This window comes from Streptomyces pyxinae, assembly GCF_024756275.1.
GTDB lineage: Bacteria > Actinomycetota > Actinomycetes > Streptomycetales > Streptomycetaceae > Streptomyces > Streptomyces pyxinae.
In genome coordinates, this window is the sequence record NZ_JANUGQ010000004.1 from 131,178 (window position 1) to 152,562 (window position 21,385).

Here is a 21,385-nt window from a genome sequence, read left to right on the forward strand (position 1 = left end):
CGGTCCGGGCGCGTCCCCAGCAGAGCACGGCCCCCGGCCGCCCGCCACCGGGGCGAGACCGCACGGGCCCCGGCCCGGGCCGCCGGTCAGTCGTTGTCGCCGGAGAGCGGCGGAGCGGCGCCCTCGCCGGGTTCGACCACGTCCCGGTGGCCGGTGACGCGAGCCCGGTCGAGGGAGGTGATCACCGGATGGTGCAGGTCGAAGGCGGGCGACTCGGAGCGGATGCGGGGCAGGGCGGTGAAGTTGTGCCGGGGCGGCGGGCAGGAGGTGGCCCACTCCAGCGAGCGCCCGTATCCCCAGGGGTCGTCCACCCGCACCCGCTCCCCGTACCAGGCGGTCTTCCACACGTTGTAGAGGAAGGGCAGCGTGGAGAGCCCCAGCAGGAAGGCGCCGATGGTGGAAACCGTATTGAGGGCGGTGAAGCCGTCGGCGGCCAGATAGTCCGCGTACCGCCGGGGCATGCCCTCCGCGCCCAGCCAGTGCTGGACGAGAAAGGTGGTGTGGAAACCGGTGAAGAGCGTCCAGAAATGGATCTTCCCGATTCGTTCGTCGAGCATTTTCCCGGTCATCTTGGGCCACCAGAAGTGGAAGCCGGCGAACATCGCGAAGACGACCGTGCCGAAGACGACATAGTGGAAATGGGCCACCACGAAGTAGCTGTCGGTGACATGGAAGTCCATCGGCGGCGAGGCGAGGATGACCCCGGTGAGTCCGCCGAAGAGGAAGGTGACCAGGAAGCCGGTGACCCAGAGCATCGGGGTCTCGAAGCTGATCGACCCCTTCCACATGGTGCCGATCCAGTTGAAGAACTTCACCCCGGTCGGCACGGCGATGAGGAAGCTCATGAAGGAGAAGAAGGGCAGCAGCACCGCGCCGGTGGCGAACATGTGGTGCGCCCACACCACCGCCGAGAGCCCGGTGATGGCGATGGTGGCACCGACCAGGCCGACGTAGCCGAAGAGCGGCTTCCGGGAGAAGACCGGGATGACCTCGGTGACGATGCCGAAGAAGGGCAGCGCGATGATGTAGACCTCGGGGTGGCCGAAGAACCAGAAGAGGTGCTGCCAGAGCACCGCCCCGCCGTTCTCCGGTGCGAAGACGCGCGAGCCGAACCGGCGGTCGGACTCCAGGACCAGCAGCGCGGCGGCGAGCACCGGGAAGGCCAGCAGCACCAGGACCGAGGTGAGCAGCACGTTCCAGGTGAAGATCGGCAGCCGGAACATGGTCATGCCCGGGGCACGCATCCCGACCACCGTGGCGATGAAGTTGACCGCGCCCAGGATGGTGCCGAAGCCGGAGAGCGCGAGGCCCATGATCCACAGATCGCCGCCGACGCTCGGCGTGTGTCCGGACCGGCTCAGCGGGGCGTAGGCGGTCCAGCCGAAGTCGGCGGCGCCCTCACTGGTCAGCAGCGAGCCGAGGACGATCAGACCGCCGAAGAGGAAGAGCCAGTACGCGAACATGTTCAGCCGGGGGAAGGCCACGTCCGGGGAACCGATCTGCAGCGGCATCACCGCGTTGGCGAAGCCGGCGAAGGTCGGTGTGGCGAAGAGCAGCAGCATGATCGTGCCGTGCAGGGTGAACGCCTGGTTGTACTGCTCGCTGGAGACCAGCTGGAGGCCGGGCCGGGCGAGTTCGGCGCGCATGACCAGAGCCAGGGCCCCGGCCGCGAGAAAGAACCCGAAGGAAGTGGCCAGATAGAGCTGGCCGATCTTCTTGTGGTCCGTGGTGGTGAGCCAGTCCACCAGCACCCGTCCGGCCCGCCGTCGCGCGCGGGGTACGGCGGAGGCGGTACCGGTCGTTGTCACCATGCGGAACCTCGCAACGCGCATACGGGCGGGACGCGCGGCAAAGTAGCCCCCTACCGCCGGGGGAGACGGTACGCGCACCGACTGCGGATCGAACCGATTGGAGCGCTCGCGGCCCCCGCCACGTCACTCGTTCTGCTGATTGCCGATCGCTGATCACCTGCTTACCGGTCCCTGACCGCCGATCACCGATCGCCGGACGGTACTCGCGGGACGGAGGTGCGGCACGGGCACGGCGGCACCCGTGCACGCAGAGGGAGTATGCGACTGCCCAGGGTGGGGCGGTACCCCGCCCCGGCGGCCGGGGTCAACATCGCGCCATGACTTCACCATCTGCGGGAGGAGTGCACAACAAGCTTGCCAGCAAGGGCGGTTGACTGGCTCATGGGCCCACTCGGCTCGCCACGCAGTATTCTTGATCGACCAACAGGTTAGGCTAACCTAACCTTTCAGGTCCGACGGGGTGGGTCCGCCGCAGGTCCCCCGTGCGCCCCGCGCCCGGACCTCCGCACCACGACCGAAGGGCATCCCCATGCCGAACGGTGCACTGCGCGCCGAGCTCCTCCAGCGCCAGGAGCGGCGCGAATCCGCCGCCCGCACCTACGCGCGCACCCTCCCCGTCGCCCCCGTGCACGCCGCCGGCGCGGTGGTCACCGGGGCCGACGGCCGCACCTATCTGGACTGCCTCTCGGGGGCCGGCACCCTGGCGCTGGGCCACAACGACCCGGAGACCATCGCCGCGATGCAGGCGGTGCTCGCCTCGGGCGCGCCGCTGCACACCCTGGATCTGATCACGCCGCAGAAGGACGCGTTCAGCGGCGCGCTGCTGGGCCTGCTCCCGGGAGAGCTGCGGGAGAACGCCCGGCTGCACTTCTGCGGACCGGCCGGCACCGACGCGGTGGAGGCGGCGCTGAAGCTGGCCCGGCACGCCACCGGCCGGCGCGGGGTGGTGGCCTTCACCGGGGCGTATCACGGGATGACCCTGGGCGCGGCCGCCGTCTCCGGTCCGGTCCGGATGAGCGGGGCCGCCGGGCCGGACGCCGTACCGGTGACCCGGCTGCCCTACCCGTACGGGCTCCGCTGCCCGTTCGGCACCGGGGACGCCGAGCGCTCCGGGGAGCTGTCCGCACGGCTGCTGGAGAGCCTGGTCACCGACCCCGGCAGCGGGGTGGGCCGGCCGGCCGCGGTCGTGCTGGAAGTGGTGCAGGGCGAGGGCGGGGTGATCGAAGGGCCGGACGGCTGGCTGCGTGAGATCCGCCGGATCACCGCCGAGCACGGCATCGTCCTGATCGTGGACGAGGTCCAGACCGGCGTCGGGCGCACCGGCCACTTCTGGGCGTGTGAGCGGGCGGGGGTGACCCCCGACATCCTGGTCACCTCCAAGGCGGTGGGCGGCGGCCAGCCGCTCGCCCTGATCGCCTACCGGCCCGAGCTGGACACCTGGCCCGCCGGTCACCACACCGGTACCTTCCGTGGAAACACCCTGGCCATGGTCGCCGGCCTGGTCACCCTGCGCGCCGTGGCGGAGCGTCAGCTGGCCGAGCGGGCGCTGAAACTGGGCGAGCGGCTGCGGCGCGGGCTGCGGGAGATCGCCGCGGGTCACCCGGAGTTCGGGCAGGTACGGGGACGGGGGCTGATGATCGGTGTGGAGCTGGTCGATCCGGGCGGCAGCCCCGGGCCCGACGGCGCGCCGCCCAGCGACCCGGTGCTCGCCCGGGCACTGCGGGCCGCCTGTCTGGAGCGGGGACTGATCCTGGAGCTGGGCGGCCGGAACGACACCGTGCTGCGGTTGCTCCCGCCCCTGGTGCTCACCGACGAGCAGGCCGACACGGTGCTGGACCGGATCGCCCGGGCGCTGGAGAGCCGAGCGTGAACGTGCTCCCCTCCGCACCCGGCACCCCCGCTCCCCGCCCGGCACCCGGCGGTCCCGGGGCGCCCGGCACCGACGAGGTGTCCGGCGCCGACCCAGCGGCCGGCGCCGACACGGCGTACGGCACCGACGAGGTGCCCGGCACCGGCATGGCGTACGGCCCGCTCCCCGCCGGCGGCCCAACCGGCACGTCCCGCACGTCCGGTACGCCGGGCGCCGGCGGCTCGTCCGGTGCGCACGGCGCTCCCGGCCCCGCCGGCCCGCCGGCGACGGCCGCCGTCGCCGGCGGTACCGGGGGGCCGGCCGCTCTGGCCGAGCTGACCGGCGTGGTGCTCGACGCTCTCGCCGAGGGGGCGGCAGCGCGCTCCGGGCCGCTCCCGGCGGGCGGCCCGGCGGCCGTGGCCGAGCGGCTGGCCGCTGCCTGCTCCCCCGCGCTGCCCGAGCACGGCACCGGGGCCGGGGAGGCCCTGCGTAGCGTCGTACGGGCGGTGGCCGAGGGCGCGGCCGACCCGGCCGATCCGGGTTGCGTGGCCCATCTGCACTGTCCGCCGCTGGCGGTGGCGGCGGCGGCCGACCTGGCGGCCTCGGCGCTGAACCCGTCGATGGACTCCTGGGACCAGGCCCCGGCCGCCGCCGTACTGGAGGAGCGGGTCACCGCCGCCCTCGCCGCCCTGGTCCACCCGGCCGCCCCCGCCCCGGACGCCCTGGTCACCAGCGGGGGCACCGAGTCCAATCTGGTCGCCCTGCTGCTGGCCAGGGAGCGGGCCCGGGCGGCCGGCGCGGCCGGGGTGCGGGTGGTGTGCGGGAGCAACGCGCACCACAGCGTGCGCCGGGCGGCCTGGCTGCTCGGCCTGCCCGCCCCGGTGACCACGGGCTGCCGGGCCGGCCGGATGGTGCCCGCCGAGGTGGACCGGGCGCTCGCCGGGCTGGCCGGACCCGCCCTGGTGGTGGCCACCGCCGGCACCACCGACGAGGGGCTGATCGACCCGCTGCCCGAGCTGGCCGAGGTGGCCGCCGCGCACGGCGCCGAGCTGCATGTGGACGCCGCCTACGGCGGTCCGCTGCTCTTCAGTGAGGCGCTCGCGCCCCGGCTGGCCGGGCTGGACGCGGCGGTGTCGGTCACCCTGGATCTGCACAAGCTGGGCTGGCAGCCGGTGTCGGCGGGGCTGCTGACGGTGCGGGACGCGGCGGCGCTGCGCCCGCTGGAGTTCCAGGCCGACTATCTGAACGCCGATGACGACACCGAGGCCGGGCTGCCGGATCTGCTGGGCCGCTCGCTGCGCACCTCCCGCCGCCCCGATGTACTGAAGATCGCCGTCACCCTGCGGGCCCTGGGCCGCCGGGGCATCGGCGCCCTGGTGGAGCACTGCGTGGCCGCCGCCGGGGTGTTCGCCGCCCGGGTGGACGCCCATCCGGAGCTGCGCCGCCGCCCGGGCGACCCCGGGATCAGCACCGTGCTGTTCCGCCCGGCCGCCGCCGACTCCCTGCCGGCCGGCAGGGACGAGGCACTGGTGGCCGGGGTGCGCCGGCGGCTGCTGGCGGACGGCCGGGCGGTGGTGGGCCGCGCCCTGGCGGAGGACGCCGACGGCACGGTACGCCTCTGGCTGAAGGCCACTTTGCTCCACCCGCGGACCACCGGAGGCGAGCTGGCGGACCTGCTGCTGCCCGCCGTCGTCGCGGCCGCACGCACCGAGCTCCTGGAAGGACCCTGACCCCGATGGCTCCAGCCATATCCCCGTCCGGCCGCCGCCCCGGCGGCGGAAGCACCACCGGGCCGGGCGCCCCGGCCGCCCCGGCCCGCCGCTCCGCCCCCGCCGGCCGGGCCGGGCCGGAGGGCGCGGGAGCGCCCGGCCGGCTCCCCGGCGACGACCGGGTGCTGGACCTGCTCGGCGTCGGCATCGGCCCGTTCAATCTGTCGCTCGCCGCACTGGCGGACGGGGTGCCCGGCCTGGACGCGCTCTTCCTGGAGCAGCGCCCCGCCTTCCACTGGCACCCGGGGCTGCTCATCGACGGAGCCACCCTCCAGGTGCCGTTCCTCGCCGACCTGGTGAGCCTGGTGGACCCCACCAGCCGCTGGTCGTTCCTCAACCATGTCCGGGAGGGCGAGCGGCTGTTCCCCTTCTACTTCGCGGAACGGTTCCACATCGAGCGCGCCGAGTACGACGCGTACTGCCGCTGGGTCAGCGAACGGCTGCCGTCCTGCCGCTTCGGCCACCGGGTGGACAGCGTGTGCTGGGACACGGAGCGGGCGGCGTTCCAGGTGGACGTCACCCGGCTCGGCACGGGCGGCACGGCCGAGCGGACGGACCGGTTCCACGCCCGGCACCTCGCGCTGGGGGTCGGCACCGCCCCGTACGTCCCCGAACCACTGCGCACGGTGGCCGGCGACCCCGCGGCCCCGGTGCTGCACTCCGCCGACTATCTGGCGCACCGGGAGCGGCTGCTCGCCGCCCGGCATGTCACCGTGGTCGGCTCCGGGCAGTCCGGCGCGGAGGTGCTGCTCGATCTGCTACGGGCCCGGCCGCGCGGGCGGGAGGGGCTGACCTGGCTGGCCCGGACCCGGGGGTTCTCCCCGATGGAGTACAGCAAACTGGGCCTGGAACACTTCACGCCCGACTACACCCACTACTTCCACGGCCTTCCCGAGCCGGTCCGGGACCGGCTGCTGCCCGCGCAGTGGCAGCTCTACAAGGGGGTCAGCGCGGAGACACTGGGCGAGATCCACGACGAGCTCTATCGCCGGGTGACGCCGGACGGCTGGCCCGACGTCACCCTGACCCCCGGGGTCGCGGTCACCGGCGGCCGTGCCGTGGGCGGCCGGGTGGAGCTGACGCTCACCCATACGGAGCAGGGCGGCGAGGCGCGGCTGACCACGGACGCGGTGGTGCTGGCCACCGGGTACGCCGAGCGGTCGGTCGCGGAGCTGCTGGCACCGCTCGGCCCGTATCTGCTGCGGGACGCGGCGGGCCGGCCACTGATCGACGCCCGGCAGCGGCTGGAGCTCGACGGAACGGTCGCCGGCTCGGTCTTCGTCCAGAACGCCGAGCGCCACACCCATGGCGTCGGCGCCCCCGACCTGGGGCTGGCGGCCTGGCGGTCGGCGGTGATCCTCAACGCGCTGACCGGCAAGGAGGTCTATCCGCTGCCGCGCCGTACCGCGTTCACCACCTTCGGTCTCCCCGGCGCCCGCCCGGCCGGCGACCACCCGGCCGACCCGGCCCCCGGCGACCACCGCTGAGACCGTCCCGCGCCTGAGCGATCCCCCAGCCGCTCGGGACCGGGACGGCGCCCGCACCGGCCGACCGCCCGCTGACCCGGTCGTCGGGACAGTCCCGGCCACCCGCCCGGCCCGGTTGCCGGGACGACCCCCGGCCCGCCCGTCCGGGCCCACCCGGCGGGCCGGTCCGGCCGGTCCCCGGGCCGCCGTCCCGGAACGCCCGCCGGGCATCCGCCGGGCACCCACCGTCCCTGAACTCCGCGCCCCCGTGCCCCGTACGACCCGGCGGGCGGCGAGTCGCCCGTCTCCCCCGGGTGGTCCGCCGCCGCCCGGCCCCCACGCCGAAGGACCTGGCCGCACAGATGAGCTCCTCCCCCGCTTCCCCGCCCCGACCGCCCGGACCCGCCGACGACCCCGGCGGCTGGGCCGACCGTGACGCCACCGCCCGGCTGCTGCGCTGCTGGGTGCGGGAGACGGGAGCGGCCCGGCCCGCCGGCGGTGTGCTGCGCCTGCCGCTGCCCGCCTCGGGCACGGTGCTCACCGTCCCGGTCGAGCACTGGTCGCCGGCCGGGTGGCACCGCTTCGGCCCGGCCCGGCTGGCCACCGGGACACCCGCGCCCGCCGCCGTGGTGGCCGCGCTGCTCGCCCTGGAGGCGTCCGGCGGCGACCCGGCCGCCACGGCCGAACTCACCGGCCGGGTCACCGACTCGGCGCTGCGGGTGGCGGAGTTCGTACGGCTCCGCTCGGCGGCGCCCGATGACCCGCCCGGCACCACCGCCTTTCTCGCCGCCGAGCAGGCGCTGCTGACCGGCCACCCGTTCCATCCGGCCCCCAAGAGCCGGGAGGGACTGACCGGCACGGAGGCGGAGCGCTTCTCGCCCGAGGCCCGGGGCGCCTTCCCGCTGCACTGGTTCGCCGCCGACCCCCGGGTGGTCGCCGCCGACTCGGCGCTGGGCCGGTCCGCCGCCGAGCTGCTCGCCGCCCTGCCCGGCGCGCCCGCGGCCCCGCCCGGCACGGTGCTGCTCCCGGCCCATCCCTGGCAGGCGCGGGACGTGCGGGGCCGCCCCGGCGTACGGGCGCTGCTCGCCGGCGGTCTGCTGCACGACCTGGGCCCGGCCGGCCCGGAGTGGTCGCCCACCTCCTCGGTCCGCACCCTGTACCGGGCGGACGCGCCGGTGATGCTGAAGCTCTCGCTGGGGCTGCGGATCACCAACTCCCGCCGCGAGAACCTGCGCCCGGAGCTGCGCCGGGGCGTCGCGGTGGCCCGGCTGCTCGCCGCTGGCCTGGGCGCCCAACTGGCCGCCGCCCACCCGGGCTTCGGCCTGGTACGGGACCCGGCGTGGCTGGCGGTGGACGCCCCGGACGGCTCCCCCACCGGGCTGGACGCCGTCCTGCGGGAGAACCCGTTCCGGCCGGGCGCCGCGCAGGCCGAATGCGTGGCCGGTCTGGTCGCGCCCCGGCCCGATCTGCCGGGCGGCGGCTCCCGGCTGTCGGCGCTGGTCCACGCCCGGGCGGGCCGGACCGGGCGGACGGTGGCGGAGGCGGCCGAGGAGTGGTTCCTGCGCTATCTGGACCACGTGGTGGCACCGGTGCTGTGGCTCCACGCCCGCTACGGCCTGGGCCTGGAGGCGCACCAGCAGAACACACTGGTGGTGCTGGACCGGGACGGGCTGCCGTGCGGCGGCCGTTACCGGGACAACCAGGGCTACTACTTCTCGCCGAGCCGCAGTCCCGCGCTGTACCGCTGGATGCCGGGCGTCGGCCGTGACCTGGGCACCCAGGTGGCGGACGAGGTGATCGACGAGCGCCTCGTCTACTACCTGGGCGTGAACAACCTGCTGGGCCTGGTCGGCGCCCTCGGCTCCCAGGGCCTGGCCCGCGAGGAGCGGCTGCTGGGCCACGCCCGGCGCTTCCTGGCCGACCGGGCGGCCGGCCGAACCGCTGACCGGCCAGCCGGCGGCGGAGCCGACCGGGTGACCGGCCGGGTGGCGGACCCGGCCGCCGGCCCGGACGGCGCCGGGAGTCCCGGCGCCGCCGAGGAGCCCGGTGACTCGCCGGCCGCGCTGCTGGCGCGGGCGCCGGAGCTGCGGTGCAAGGCCAATCTCCTGACCCGCGTCCACGGACTGGACGAACTGACCGGACCTCTGGAGTCCCAGTCCGTGTACGTCGGCATTCCCAACCCGATAGCGGAGGTGACGCAGTGATACGCGAGGACATACTGGTCGCGGAGACCGAGCTGGCACAGGGGACGTTCACCCTCCGGGCGGTCGACCCGGCCGACGACGCCGAGCTGATCCATGCCTGGATGAACGACCCCGAGGTGGCCCGCTACTGGGTGCGCGCCCAGCCGCTGGAGCGGGTCGCCGCCTATCTGCGCCAGCAGGTGGCGAGCGCCCACTCCACCCCTTTCGTGGGCTGTCTGGACGGTACGCCGATGAGCTACTGGGAGGTGTACCGGGCCGACCTCGACCCGCTCGCCCATCACTACGCGGCCCGCCCCCGGGACGCGGGCGTCCATCTGCTGCTCGGCCCGGCGGAGTGCCGGGGGCGCGGGCTCGGCTCGGTGCTGCTGCGGGCGGTCTCCAACTGGCTGCTGCGCAGCGACCCGTACGCGGGCCGGGTGGTGGCCGAGCCCGACATCCGCAATGTGCGCTCGGTGCGGGCCTTCGAGAGCGCCGGGTTCCGGATGATCCGCCAGCTCGACCTGCCCGACAAGCGGGCCGCCTTCATGGTGCGCGAGCGCCTGGCCTGACGGCGGCGCCCGCTGCCGGGCCGCTGCCGTACGCCGCCGGGCACGCCCCCCGTACGAGCCCCGTGCGTACCGGCCCCCGTACGAGTCCCCGTGCGTACCGGCCCCCGCGCATGCCACCGGGCCGGCCGGGAGCACCCCGACCGGCCCGGTGGGCGGTCACCGCGCGGTGGGCCGTGGCCTCACTCGCAGCTGGCGATGGTGGAGCGGGCGCGGTCCGGTGAGGCGTGGACGACGCGGCACTGGTCGTCGTCGAGCCCGCCGTCCACGAAGCCCCAGCCGGGGCCGGCCTTGAGCACGCTGCCGCCCAGGCCGCTGATGCGGTCCTGGCCGGGGCCGCCCTGGATGACGCCGCCGGCCTCGGCACCGAGGGACTTGGCCTCGATGTGGTCGTTCTCCGAGCCGCCGAGAGCACGGCCGCCGAAGTCGATGGCGCCGGTGACGATGTGGTCCTCGCCGTCGTTGCCGAAGACCTGGCCGCCGCCGCGGGCGTAGTCGCCGGGGGCGCCGTGGACGCTGCCGACGGTGATCTTGTCGTTGCCCATGTCGCCGTAGACGGTGGCGCCGTGCTCGGCGGTGCCGCGCACGGTGGCGACGATCAGGGTGTCGTTGCCGTTGTTGCCGCGCACGGTCGACTGACCGTATCGGGGCGCCAGGTGGCTGGTCTGGATGGTGTCGTCGCCGTCCCCGCCGAGGATCTGGGAGTCGATGATGAGCCCCTTGACGCGGATGTAGTCGTCGCCACCCCCGCCCCAGATGGTCATGTTCTCGACGTCGTTCTCACACTCGATCCGGTCCTTGCGGTTGGTGCCGCGGACCTCGGCGCCCGGCGGCACGCTGACACCGTTGACGGTGCACTGGTGGCTCGGGAGCCCGCGGTCCAGCGCCACGGCCGGGGCGGCCGTGAGCGTGGTGGCGAGGATCGAGGTGGCGAACAGGGTGCGTACGGCGACGCGGGTCATGCGGGAAGTCGCTGGCATGCTTGGGTCTCCTGATGAGAGCTCCTACCGACGAGGCTTCTGCTTGCCCCCGGCCCTCCGGTCGCGTACCGGCTCCGCTCCCGGCCTCACCCATTCGTCACAGCAAGTATGTTCATCGACCGGCCGAGTGGGGCATTCTGCGCCGCTCGCGCGGGGGACGGGGCGGGGCTCCTCCGTTCAGGGGTGGTTGGCGAGCGCGGCGACACGACCGGACCGGGTCCGGGAACACATCCGCGTGGCCGGCGACGCGGGCCCGCGGCCCGGGGCCGCGGACGGCGGGCGTCCGGCCCGTCGAGACCGCACCCCGCTCCGGCGCGAGCCGGGCACCAGCCGGACAGAGGAGTTTCCCCACCATGACGGACGTGACCACGGCCGAGACACCGCCCGCGCGGTTCTGGGAGATCGAGGACCTGCGGGGTCTCGACTTCGACCCGCTGCTCGCCGACTTCCTCCACAACGACCCGGTGCCCCGGATCCGGCTGCCGCACGGCGAGGGCGAGGCCTGGCTGGTCACCCGGTACGAGCACGTCCGGATGGTCACCTCGGACCCCCGGTTCAGCCGCCGGGCACTGGTGGAGCGGCAGACCAGGGCCACCGGGATGACCGGCCACACCGTCGCCTCGCACGCGGGCTTCAACTACACCGACCCGCCCGAGCACACCCGGCTGCGGAAGGTCGTCACCCGGGCCTTCACCGGACGCAGCATGAAGCGGCTGCGCCCGCTGGCCGAGCAGACCTGCGCCCGGCTGCTCGACGAGGTGGAGCGGCACGGCGCCCCGGCCGATCTGATGGCCCTGTTCCACGGGCCGTTCCCGCTGGCGGTGGTGAGCGATCTGGTGGGCGTGCCCGAGGAGGAGCACCACCGGCTGGCCGCCTGGCCGGACCTGGTGCTCTCCTCGGGGCCCGGACCGGAGCGCAGCCGCCAGGTGAAGGCCGAGCTCACCGCGTACATCGTGGAGCTGCTCGAACGGCGCCGCCGGGAGCCGCGCGAAGACCTGGCGACCGTGCTGGCGGACGCCCTGGACCGGGGCGAGATCAACCGTGATGAGGCCATCTCGGTCACCACCGCGATCCAGGTCAGCGGCGCCCACGCGGTCCGCAACAACAGCGCCAACATGGTGTACGCGCTGCTCACCCACCCCGAGCACCTGGCCCGGCTGCGCGCCCGGCCGGAGCTGCTCACCCAGGCGGTGGACGAGCTGCTGCGCTTCATCCCGCACCGCAACGGCGTGGGCCTGCCCCGGGTGGCCACCGAGGACGTGGAGGTCGGCGGGGTGCTGATCCGGGCCGGCGAGGTGGTCTATGCCTCGTACCTCGCGGCCAACTGGGACCCCGAGGTCTACGACGACCCGGACGTCATCGACTTCGACCGTACGGCCAGCGCGCACATGGCCTTCGGACACGGCCCGCACCACTGCATCGGCGCCCAGCTGACCCGGATGGAGTCCGAGGTGATGCTCTCCGGACTGCTCGGCCGCTTCCCGCAGCTGCGGCTGGCGGTCGCACCGGAGGAGATGGTCTGGCAGCGCAAGGGCCTGATCCGCGGCCCGCAGTCCCTTCCCGTCACCTGGTGAGTCACCAACTCCCGGCACAGCACGTCTGATTGACCGCTCCCGGGGCAGACGCACGGCGGGAAGGAGCCGCCGCCATGTCCTCCAGTACGCCCACCGCGTCGCCCGGGGCCCCCGGGGCCCGTCCGCCGGCCCCCGGGGCGCCCGGGCCCTCCCCCGGGGCACGCCGCTCCTGGCTGAGGGCGGCCGGGGTGCTCCTCGTACTGGCCGCCCTGCTCTTCGCGCTGTTCCGCTTCACCCCGCTCACCGGGCTCGGTCTGTTCGGCGAGGAGACCCGGGACCGCTCCGGTCCCGTACTCCTGGAGTCCCTGCGGGACATGAGCCGTTACGACGCCGCCTCCGGAAGCTTCCAGGTCGTCGTGGACCTGGAGAAGGACGTCCGGTTCCTGCCGGACGCGGTACGCGGCACCCGCACGCTCTACGTGGGGGCGGGCACCGTGGACGCGTATGTGGACCTCGGCCGGCTGGGGGCCGGGGACGTGACGGTGAACGAGGACCGCACGGCCGCCGCCCTCCGGCTGCCGCACGCCGCGCTCGGCAAGCCCGCCCTGGACCCCGACCGCTCCTACGCCGTCGCCAAACAGCGCGGACTGCTCGACCGGCTGGGCGATCTCTTCTCCGACAACCCGAACACCGAGCAGGCCGTGCAGCGACTGGCCGTGCGCCATATCGCGGACGCCGCCGGGGAGAGCCGTCTCACCGCCCGCGCCGAGCAGAACACCACCCGGATGCTCCAGGGTCTGCTGCGATCGCTCGGCTTCCAGAAGGTGACGGTCAGCTACGGCCCCTGAGCCTCCCCGGGGCCTGCGGGGTCCGGCGAGGGCGGGCCTGCCCGGCCCGGCGGGCCCGGCGTCCGGGCCTCCGATCGGGTCCGGACAGGTCCGGTCAGGCGAGGGCGGGCAGGACGCGGTCGGGGGTGAGGGGAAGGTGGCGGAGACGGACGCCGGTGGCGTGGTGGACGGCGTTACCGATGGCGGCGGGGGTGCCGACGATGCCGATCTCACCGATGCCCTTGCTGCCCATCGGGTTGAGGTAGTGGTCCTCCTCGTCGATCCAGTGGGCGTCCACATCGGGCACGTCGGCGTGCGCGGGCACGTGGTACATCGCCAGGTCCGCCTCGGTGAAGTCGCCGAACGCCGGGTCCATGGTGCTGTGTTCGGTGAGCGCCATGCCGAGACCCATCACCATGCCGCCGACGAACTGGGAGCGGGCGGTACGGGGGTTGAGGATACGGCCGGCGGCGTACACCCCCAGCAGCCGGCGCACCTGGACCTCGCCGGTGACGGTGTCCACCTGCACCTCGGCGAAGTGGGCGCCGAAGGCGTGGCGGGCGAACGCCGGGGCGGCGGAGGCGGCTTCGGTGGTGTCGGCGGTGGCCGTCAGTCCCTCGGGCGGCAGCGCGCCGTGGTGGTCGGCGAGCCGGTCCACCAGGGCGGCGCACGCCTCGTGGACCGCCCAGCCCCAGGAGGCGGTGCCGGAGGAGCCGCCGGCGAGCGGGGCGGCGGGGAGACGGGTGGAGCCGATCTCGACGCGCACGGCGGACAGTGCCGCGCCCAGCGCCCCGGCGGCGATCTGGGCCAGCACGGTCCGGGCGCCGGTGCCGATGTCGGTGGCGTTGACCCGGACGGTGAAGGTGCCGCCGGGGTGGGCGGTGGCCGAGGCGGTGGAGGGCGCGACCAGTACGGGGTAGGTGGCGGCGGCGACCCCGGTGCCGGTCAGCAGATCGCCCTCGCGGCGCACCCCCGGGCGCGGGTCGCGGTCGCCCCAGCCGAACCGGCGGGCGCCCTCGCGCAGGCACTCCACCAGGTGGCGACTGCTGAACGGCAGTCCGCTGCCCGGTTCGGTGACGGGCTCGTTGCGCACCCGGAGGTCGATCGGGTCCATGCCCAGCTCCACGGCGAGTTCGTCCATGGCGGACTCCAGCGCGTACATCCCGGGCGCTTCGCCGGGTGCCCGCATCCAGGAGGGGGTGGGCACGTCGAGCGGGGTGACCCGGTGGCTGGTGAGGCTGTGCGGCGAGGCGTACATCACCCGGGCGGGTACGGCGGCCTGCTCCACGAACTCCTTGATCCGGGAGGTGTGGGTGGCGACCTCATGGCTCACCGAGACCAGGGTGCCGTCGCGTTCGGCGCCCAGCCTCAGCCGGTGCAGGGTGGGCGCGCGATGGCCCACGACGGCGGACAACTGGCGCCGGGGCAGGGCCAGTTTGACGGGACGGCCGGTGTGCCGGGCGGCCATGGCGGCGAGCACCACATGGGGGCGGGGGGTGCCCTTGGAGCCGAAGCCGCCGCCGACGTGCTCGGAGATCACGGTGATCCGGCCCTCGGCCAGCCCGAACAGCTGGGCCAGCGCGGTCCGTACGGCGTTGGCACCCTGGCTGGAGTCGTAGACCGTGAGGTGTTCGGCGCGGTCGCCGTCCCAGTGGGCGAAGGCGGCGTGCGGCTCCATCGGGTGGTTGTGCAGCGGCGGCACCCGGTAGGCGGCGTCGATCCGCACCGGGGCGGCGTCGAAGGCGGCCTCCGGGTCGCCCCGCCGGCTGCTGCCGGCCTCCCCGCCGTTGGCCGTCTCGGGCACATAGCCGTCCGGGTGGCCGGCGGTGAGGGCGACGTCGTGCGGCTCGGCCGCGTAGGAGATCCGTACGGCTCCGGCGGCGGCGCGAGCCTGCTCCGGGGTCTCCGCGACGGCGAGGGCGACGAACCAGCCCCGGTGCGGCACCCGGTGGTCCTGGAGCACGGCGAGGGTCGGGTCCTCGGCGTGGCCCAGCCGGGGCGCGGTGTCCGGGGTCAGTACGGCGAGGACGCCGGGCAGCGCCAGGGCGGCGGCGGTGTCCACGGCGGTGACCCGGCCGCGCGCCACGGTGGCCGGGACCGGCCAGGCATAGGCGCAGCCGGGCGGGGTGTGGGCCTGCTCGGTGGCATAGCGGGCGGTCCCGGTGACCTTGTCCCGGCCCTCCAGACGCGCGGTGTCGGCGCCCAGTGAGCCGGACGCGGGGGCCAGGGTGGAGGTGGCGGCGGTGGGGCGCATCGCGGGTCCTTCCGCTTCAGTGGCACGGACGTTCGTTCGGTCGGCCGTACGCGTACCGGGGCGGGCGCCCGGGCGGGGCCAGCGGGCTCACGGCCGGTCGGGCCGGGCCGGTGGTCACGGCCGGGCGGGCCGGCGGGTGGTGGCGGCCGGACGCGCCCGTGACCGGTCAGGGGCGGGCGGCCGGGCGAGCCGGTGGCCGGTCACGGGCGGGCGGCCGGGCCGGCCAGTCCGGTCAGCACCCGGCGGGCGAGGTTGCGGGCGAGCGGCACCTTGAAGGCGTTGTCCCGCAGTGGCTCCGCCCGGTCCAGCTCGGCGTCGACGGCGCGGGCGATGTTCTCCCCGGTGGGCGCCGCGCCGAGCAGCGCGGCCTCGGCCCGCTCGGCCCGCCACGGCCGGTGGGCGAGCCCGCCGAAGGCGATGCCCACCTGGCGCACCACGCCGTCCGCCACTTCCAGGACGGCGGCGACCGAGGCCAGCGCGAAGGCGTACGAGGCCCGGTCGCGGGCCTTGCGGTAGGCGGACGGCAGCCCCGCCGGGGCCTCCGGCAGCACCACGGCGGTGATCAGCTCGCCGGGCCCGATGACGGTGTCCCGCTCCGGGTGGTCCCCGGGCAGCCGGTGGAACTGCCCGACCGGGACGGTCCGGGCCCCGTCCGCCCCGTGCAGTTCCACGGTGGCGCCGAGCGCGGCGAGGGCGACGGCCATGTCGGAGGGGTGGGTGGCGATGCAGGACGGTGAGTGGCCCAGGACGGCGTGGTCCCGGTGGCCCCCCTCCCGGGCACCGCAGCCGGTCCCCGGCTCACGCTTGTTGCAGGGCTTGGCCGGGTCCTGGAAGTAGGGGCAGCGGGTGCGCTGGAGCAGGTTGCCGCCGGTGGTGGCGATGTTCCGCAGCTGCCCGGACGCCCCGGCGAGCAGTGCCTGGGAGAGCACCGGATAGGAGGCGCGGACCAGCGGATGGGCGGCGAGGTCGCTGTTGCGCACGGTGGCGCCGATCCGCAGACCCCCGCCGGGCAGCGGCTCCACGGTGTCCAGCGGCAACCTGCTGACGTCCACCAGGGTGCCGGGCGACTCCACGCCCAGCTTCATCAGGTCGACCAGATTGGTGCCGCCCGCCAGATAACGGGCGCCCGGGTGCCCGGCGTGCGCGGCGGCGGCCTCCTCGACGCTGCGGGCCCGGACATAGCCGACGGGCCTCACCGGGCCGCCTCCGCCGCCGTGTCCGCGACCGCTTCCACGATGCGCGGGTAGGCGCCGCAGCGGCAGAGGTTGCCGCTGAGCCGCTCACGGATCTCGGCCGGGGTGAGACCGGCCGGTCCGCCGGGTGAGGCCGGACCGTCCGGTGAACCGGTGTCCGGCGGGGTGACGTAGGAGGGGTGCCCGGCGGCGGCCTCGGCCAGCAGTCCGACGGCCGAGCAGAGCTGGCCGGGGGTGCAGTAGCCGCACTGGAAGGCGTCCCGGTCCAGGAAGGCGCGCTGGAGCGGATGGAGTTCCCCGTCGCCGGCGTCGCCCGCCAGGCCCTCCACGGTGGTGATCTCGGTGCCGTCCTGGGCGACCGCGAGCAGCAGACAGCTGTTGGCGCGCCGGCCGTCCACCAGCACCGTGCAGGCTCCGCACTGGCCGTGGTCGCAGCCCTTCTTGGCGCCGGTGAGCCCGAGCCGCTCGCGCAGGGCGTCCAGCAGGGTGGTGCGGTGGTCGACGTCGAGGGTGTGGGCGGTGCCGTTCACCCGGAGGGTGACGCCGGAGGCGGTGGTGACCGGCTCGGTGCCGGTGGCGGTGTGCTGCACGGTGGGGCCTTCCGTACGGCGGGTGGGGGGTGGTCCGGCCGGGGTCGGGCGGAGCCGGGGGCCGCGGGACCGCGATGCGGGCGGTCCGTGGGCCGTGAGTACGCGATGGGGGGGCCGAAGCAGGCGTTCGCCCGGCGGTGCCGTGACAGGAGCGGGGAGGGCGGGACAGGAGCGGGGGGCGGGACAGGCACCGGCCCCGGGGGCGGGACGGGCACCGGACCGGGCCCGTCCCGCCCGTACGGCGGTCAGCGCGACCCGTCGTCCGGGAGCACCTCGTCGTCGTCCGGGACCGTGTGGATCGCCGCCTCCTCGGCCGAGGCGGCGGCGCCGTCCACCCCCACGTCCTCGGCGATCATGTCCTTCTCGGCGTCGGCGTGGGCGCCCTCGTCCGGGGCGACCAGCCGCCCGGAGCGGGCCGCGCCGACCTCGTCGTCCACCGGTTCGCCGTTGCCGCCGGCCAGATCGCCGATGCCGTCGTCGTCCCGGACCCGCTCCGGCTCCTCCAGGGAGGGGTCGGGCACCTCCTCGGCGAGCCGCTGGTCCAGGGACTCACCCTCCCGCTGCTCCCGGGCGGTGGTGCCCTCGTGGTCCACGGCGAGCGGCCGCTCGGGCGGGGACCAGCCCTCGTCGTACGGGTCGGCCTCGCGGTCCGACAAGGTGTCCTCGGGGTCGAGAATGCCCTCGTCCTCGGAGACCTCGGATGCCTCGGAGCCGCTGGGCTGGTAGACCTCGTCACCCATCGCTTCGTCGCTGTCCATGGCCCGCCGGCCTCCTCTCCTCTGCGCGCGTCTGTGCGCCGTGCGTCTGTGGGTCCGCGGATCCCGCGCGTGTGCGGATCCGTGGACCCATTGGATCTTTCGTACGTACGCCTGCCGCGTATCCAGCCTGGGGCAGGTCACACGTCCCGGCATTCCGGGCGACGGCCGCGGGGCCGGAACGGGGCCCGGAAACCGGCGGTGGCCCGGCGGATCGTCTCCGCCGGGCCACCGCCGCGTTCCGGGGGATCCCCCGGTGTCCCATCCGCCGTCCGTCGCCGGTGCTACCGGTCGAAGGCGTCCTTGACCTTCTTGCCCGCCTGGCGGAGATCGCCCTTGGCGCGCTCCGCGCGTCCCTCGGCGGTCAGCCGCTCGTTGCCCACGGCGCGGCCGACGTTCTCCTTGACCGCGCCCTTGATCTCCTCGGCCTTGGCGGACGGCTTGGTCTTCTTGTCCTGGGTCGACATGGTCGCGCTCCTCATCTCGGGAACTCGGGGCCGTTCTCCCGACAGCACTGCTGGTGCCCGGCGCCCCGGGCGGCAAACGCCGCGCACGCCGCGCACGCGGCAAGCCCGGCCCGGCCCGTTGACCCGCCCGGAGGACCCGGGTGGCCGGCGGGCGGCACGGGGCGGGTCAGGCGACGGAGTCCATCCGGCGGACCCGGGCGGCCGGGGCGTCGTGGTGGATCGGGGTGTGGGCGCCGGTCAGCGCGACCCCGCTGCCGCCGCGCCGGGCGGCGACGATCTCCGCGCCGATGGAGAGGGCCGTCTCCTCGGGCGAGCGGGCGCCGAGGTCCAGCCCGATGGGTGAGCGCAGCCGGGCCAGTTCCCGTTCGGTCACCCCGGTCTCGCGCAGCCGGCGCGCGCGGTCCTCATGGGTGCGGCGGGAGCCCATCGCGCCGACGTAGGCGACCGGCAGCCGCAGGGCCAGTTCCAGCAGCGGCACATCGAATTTGGCGTCATGGGTGAGGACGCAGAGCACGGTCCGGCTGTCGGTGTCGGTGGCCGCCAGATAGCGGTGCGGCCAGTCGACCACGACCTCGTCCGCCTCGGGGAAGCGGGCCCGGGTGGCGAAGACCGGCCGGGCGTCGCAGACCGTGACATGGTGGCCGAGGAACTTGCCGACCCGGACCAGTGCCGCGGCGAAGTCGACGGCCCCGAAGACGATCATGCGCGGGGGCGCCACGCTCGACTCGACCAGCAGGGTGAGGGGCCGGCCGCACCGGGAGCCCTCGGCGCCGATGGTGACGGTTCCGGTGCGCCCGGCGCCGAGCAGCGCGGCGGCCTCCCCGGCGGCGGTGCGGTCCAGCAGCGGATGGCCGCCGAGCCCGCCCTCGTACGAGCCGTCGGGGCGCACCAGCAGCGCGTTGCCCAGCAGTTCCTCCGGCCCCCCGGCGATCCTGGCGAGGGCCGCCGCCTCCCCGCCGGCGGCGGCCGTCAGCGCGGCGGGCAGCACCCCGCCGCGAACCGGGGTGACCAGGATGTCGATGACTCCGCCGCAGGTCAGGCCCACGGCGAAGGCATCGTCGTCGCTGTAGCCGAAGCGTTCGACAACGGTCCGGCCGTCCTGGAGCGCCTGCCGGCACAGCTCGTACACCGCCCCCTCCACACAGCCGCCGGAGACCGAGCCGATGACCGTGCCCTCGTCGTCCACGGCGAGGGCGGCGCCCGGCTCCCGGGGCGCGCTGCCGCCGACGGCCACCACGGTGGCGACGGCGAACCGGCGCCCCTGGCCGGCCCACCGGCTGAGCTCGGCGGCGATGTCCAGCATGTCGTTCTCCTCGGGGAAGCTCTCGGACTCGAAGGTCGTCCCGGACCAGGGAAGACCGGGGGACGGAGGGCCAGGGGGCGAGCAGGGGCAAGCCCCTCGTCAGTGCGCGGTACCCGTTGTGAAGTAGAAAATGAACACCGCGGAGAGCACCCACATGAGGACGCTCGGCTCCCGCCACTTTCCCTGAGCCGCCTTAATGGCGCAGTACGCGATCACACCGGCGCCCACCCCGGTGGTGATCGTGTAGGTGAACGGCATCAGCACCACGGTCAGGAAGACCGGGACCGCCACCGACCAGTCGGTCCAGTCCACGTGCCGGGCGTTCTGGAGCATCATCGCCCCGATGACCACCAGCGCGGCGGAGGCCACCTGGCCGGGCACCAGCTGGGTGAGCGGGGTGAAGAAGAGGCAGGCGGCGAAGAACAGCCCGGTGACCGTGGCGGACAGCCCCGTGCGGGCGCCCTCCCCGACCCCGGTGGCGGACTCGATGAAGACCGTCTGCCCGGAGGCACCGGCCGCGCCGCCGGCCATCCCGCCCGCGCCGTCGATGAAGAGCGCCTTGTTCAGTCCGGGCATCCGGCCCCGGGCGTCGGCGAGCCGGGCCTCCTGGCCCACCGCGATGATGGTGGCCATCGCGTCGAAGAAGCCGGCCAGCACCAGGGTGAAGACGATCATGCCGACGGTGGAGGCGCCCAGCTTTCCCCAGCCGCCGAACTCGACGGACCCGAGGAGCGAGAAGTCGGGCATGGAGATCAGTCCGCCGTGCGGCAGCGGCGCCTTGCCGCCCCACTCGGCCTCGTCGATCAGCCCGGCGGCCGTGGCGGTGACGGAGACGACCGTGCCGATGACGATGCCCAGCAGGATGGCGCCGGGCACCCGGCGCGCCTGGAGCATGAAGATCAGCAGCAGGGTGACGGCGAAGAGCGCCACCGGCCAGCCGGTCAGCGAGCCGCCGGCGCCGAGGGCGACCGGGCCGCTGCCCCGGCCCTTGCCGACGAACCCGGCGTTGACGAAGCCGATCAGCGCGATGAACAGGCCGATGCCCATGGTGATGCCGTGCTTCAGGGCCGGCGGGATGGCGTTCATCACCACTTCGCGGACGCCGGTGACGACCAGCAGGCAGATCACCGCGCCGTAGACCACGCACATGCCCATCGCCTGCGGCCAGGACATGTGCGGGGCGACCTGGGTGGAGAGGACCCCGGACACACTGAGGCCGGCCGCCAGGGCGAGCGGGACCTTGCCGATGACGCCCATCGCCAGGGTGGTCACGGCGGCGGCGAGGGCGGTGGCGGTGACCAGTGCCGGCTGGCTCAGCTTGGCGCCCAGCGCGTCCTGACCGCCCAGCAGCAGCGGATTGAGCAACAGGATGTACGCCATGGACATGAAGGTCGTGATGCCGCCGCGCACCTCGCGCGCGACCGTCGACCCCCGGTGGGAGATGTGAAAGTACCGGTCGAGCCAGGACCGCCCGGCGGGAACGCGCGAGCCGGGGCCCGCGTCCTCGGCGGTGGTCACCGGCTGCACTGACGACTGGGTCATGATGCCTGCTACTCCCAAGGTTCACAGGGGCACCCGTACGGCCTGCCGGCCGACGGGATTTGGGATGGTGTACGGCTGCACGACCCGGGGGACGGCCCGAGACGAACGGGACGGGAGGTGGCGGTTCGGCCGCCTCCCCGTGGGGGTGGGGGGGGACCGCGAGCGGTGCGGTCACCGGGGCTCCGGGCGGGGCGGGCGTACGGGAGTGTGACGTTCCCGGGTCCGCGCCGCCCGGAGGGCTTGCGTGCCGTGCCAAAGGGGCCGCCGGACGGCCGGCTGTCGGGCCTGACGGCCGCCGCGCCGGGGGCCGTCGGGC

The 21,385-nt window shown here is 75.0% G+C and carries 16 protein-coding genes; 7 read left to right on the plus strand and 9 right to left on the minus strand.

All coding sequences use genetic code 11. The features are described 5' to 3' along the window. Nucleotides 1-86: 86 nt before the first annotated feature. On the minus strand, nt 87-1,811 hold the full coding sequence (gene ctaD, locus NX801_RS06915) for an aa3-type cytochrome oxidase subunit I (protein ID WP_258786211.1): 1,725 nt from the start codon (nt 1,809-1,811) through the stop codon (nt 87-89). 529 nt (nt 1,812-2,340) lie between these two features. Here ctaD and NX801_RS06920 point away from each other — a divergent pair. From NX801_RS06920 to NX801_RS06940, 5 genes are all read left to right on the plus strand, one after another. Then, nucleotides 2,341-3,681 carry a diaminobutyrate--2-oxoglutarate transaminase family protein gene (locus NX801_RS06920; RefSeq protein ID WP_258786212.1) on the plus strand — a complete coding sequence of 447 codons (1,341 nt, stop codon included), beginning with the start codon at nt 2,341-2,343 and terminating at the stop codon, nt 3,679-3,681. Nucleotides 3,682-3,827: 146 nt separating this feature from the next. Then, a complete protein-coding gene (locus NX801_RS06925) occupies nt 3,828-5,390 on the plus strand; it encodes a pyridoxal phosphate-dependent decarboxylase family protein (RefSeq protein WP_428986089.1) in 1,563 nt (520 codons plus the stop codon). Nucleotides 5,391-5,395: 5 nt separating this feature from the next. Next, the gene (locus NX801_RS06930) at nt 5,396-6,916 is read left to right on the plus strand and encodes a lysine N(6)-hydroxylase/L-ornithine N(5)-oxygenase family protein (protein WP_258786214.1); all 1,521 of its coding nucleotides are present in this window, start codon (nt 5,396-5,398) and stop codon (nt 6,914-6,916) included. A gap of 341 nt (nt 6,917-7,257) precedes the next feature. Beyond that, entirely contained in the window at nt 7,258-9,099 is a 1,842-nt protein-coding gene (locus tag NX801_RS06935; protein WP_258786215.1) for an IucA/IucC family protein, read from the plus strand. Next, nucleotides 9,096-9,647: a GNAT family N-acetyltransferase gene (locus tag NX801_RS06940; protein ID WP_258786216.1), complete on the plus strand. Its 552-nt coding sequence runs from the start codon at nt 9,096-9,098 to the stop codon at nt 9,645-9,647. The genes NX801_RS06935 and NX801_RS06940 overlap by 4 nt, the downstream gene beginning before the upstream one ends. A 179-nt stretch (nt 9,648-9,826) precedes the next feature. On the opposite strand, the gene NX801_RS06945 is transcribed toward NX801_RS06940, so the two are convergent. Beyond that, nucleotides 9,827-10,624 (minus strand): hypothetical protein, encoded by a 798-nt coding sequence (locus NX801_RS06945; protein WP_258786218.1) that lies wholly within the window; start codon nt 10,622-10,624, stop codon nt 9,827-9,829. A gap of 353 nt (nt 10,625-10,977) precedes the next feature. Between NX801_RS06945 and NX801_RS06950 the strand changes: the two genes are divergently transcribed. Together NX801_RS06950 and NX801_RS06955 are read left to right on the plus strand one after the other, a co-directional pair. Next, nucleotides 10,978-12,198 (plus strand): cytochrome P450, encoded by a 1,221-nt coding sequence (locus tag NX801_RS06950; protein ID WP_258786219.1) that lies wholly within the window; start codon nt 10,978-10,980, stop codon nt 12,196-12,198. Between the two features lie 74 nt (nt 12,199-12,272). Beyond that, on the plus strand, nt 12,273-12,986 hold the full coding sequence (locus NX801_RS06955) for a DUF4230 domain-containing protein (RefSeq protein WP_258786221.1): 714 nt from the start codon (nt 12,273-12,275) through the stop codon (nt 12,984-12,986). Between the two features lie 94 nt (nt 12,987-13,080). Here NX801_RS06955 and NX801_RS06960 read toward each other — a convergent pair whose 3' ends face one another. From NX801_RS06960 to NX801_RS06990, 7 genes are all read right to left on the minus strand, one after another. Beyond that, on the minus strand, nt 13,081-15,219 hold the full coding sequence (locus NX801_RS06960; RefSeq protein ID WP_258786222.1) for a xanthine dehydrogenase family protein molybdopterin-binding subunit: 2,139 nt from the start codon (nt 15,217-15,219) through the stop codon (nt 13,081-13,083). Between the two features lie 200 nt (nt 15,220-15,419). Then, nucleotides 15,420-16,415 (minus strand): FAD binding domain-containing protein, encoded by a 996-nt coding sequence (locus tag NX801_RS06965; protein ID WP_258786223.1) that lies wholly within the window; start codon nt 16,413-16,415, stop codon nt 15,420-15,422. Then, nucleotides 16,412-17,002 carry a (2Fe-2S)-binding protein gene (locus NX801_RS06970; RefSeq protein WP_309505794.1) on the minus strand — a complete coding sequence of 197 codons (591 nt, stop codon included), beginning with the start codon at nt 17,000-17,002 and terminating at the stop codon, nt 16,412-16,414. The genes NX801_RS06965 and NX801_RS06970 overlap by 4 nt, the downstream gene beginning before the upstream one ends. A gap of 245 nt (nt 17,003-17,247) precedes the next feature. After that, a complete protein-coding gene (locus NX801_RS06975) occupies nt 17,248-17,760 on the minus strand; it encodes a DUF5709 domain-containing protein (RefSeq protein WP_258786224.1) in 513 nt (170 codons plus the stop codon). 281 nt (nt 17,761-18,041) lie between these two features. Further along, nucleotides 18,042-18,224 (minus strand): CsbD family protein, encoded by a 183-nt coding sequence (locus tag NX801_RS06980; protein WP_258786226.1) that lies wholly within the window; start codon nt 18,222-18,224, stop codon nt 18,042-18,044. 166 nt (nt 18,225-18,390) lie between these two features. Further along, complete coding sequence (locus NX801_RS06985) at nt 18,391-19,527, minus strand: XdhC family protein (RefSeq protein WP_258786227.1); 1,137 nt, start codon at nt 19,525-19,527, stop codon at nt 18,391-18,393. A gap of 99 nt (nt 19,528-19,626) precedes the next feature. After that, nucleotides 19,627-21,069 carry an NCS2 family permease gene (locus tag NX801_RS06990; RefSeq protein WP_258786228.1) on the minus strand — a complete coding sequence of 481 codons (1,443 nt, stop codon included), beginning with the start codon at nt 21,067-21,069 and terminating at the stop codon, nt 19,627-19,629. Nucleotides 21,070-21,385 lie beyond the last annotated feature (316 nt).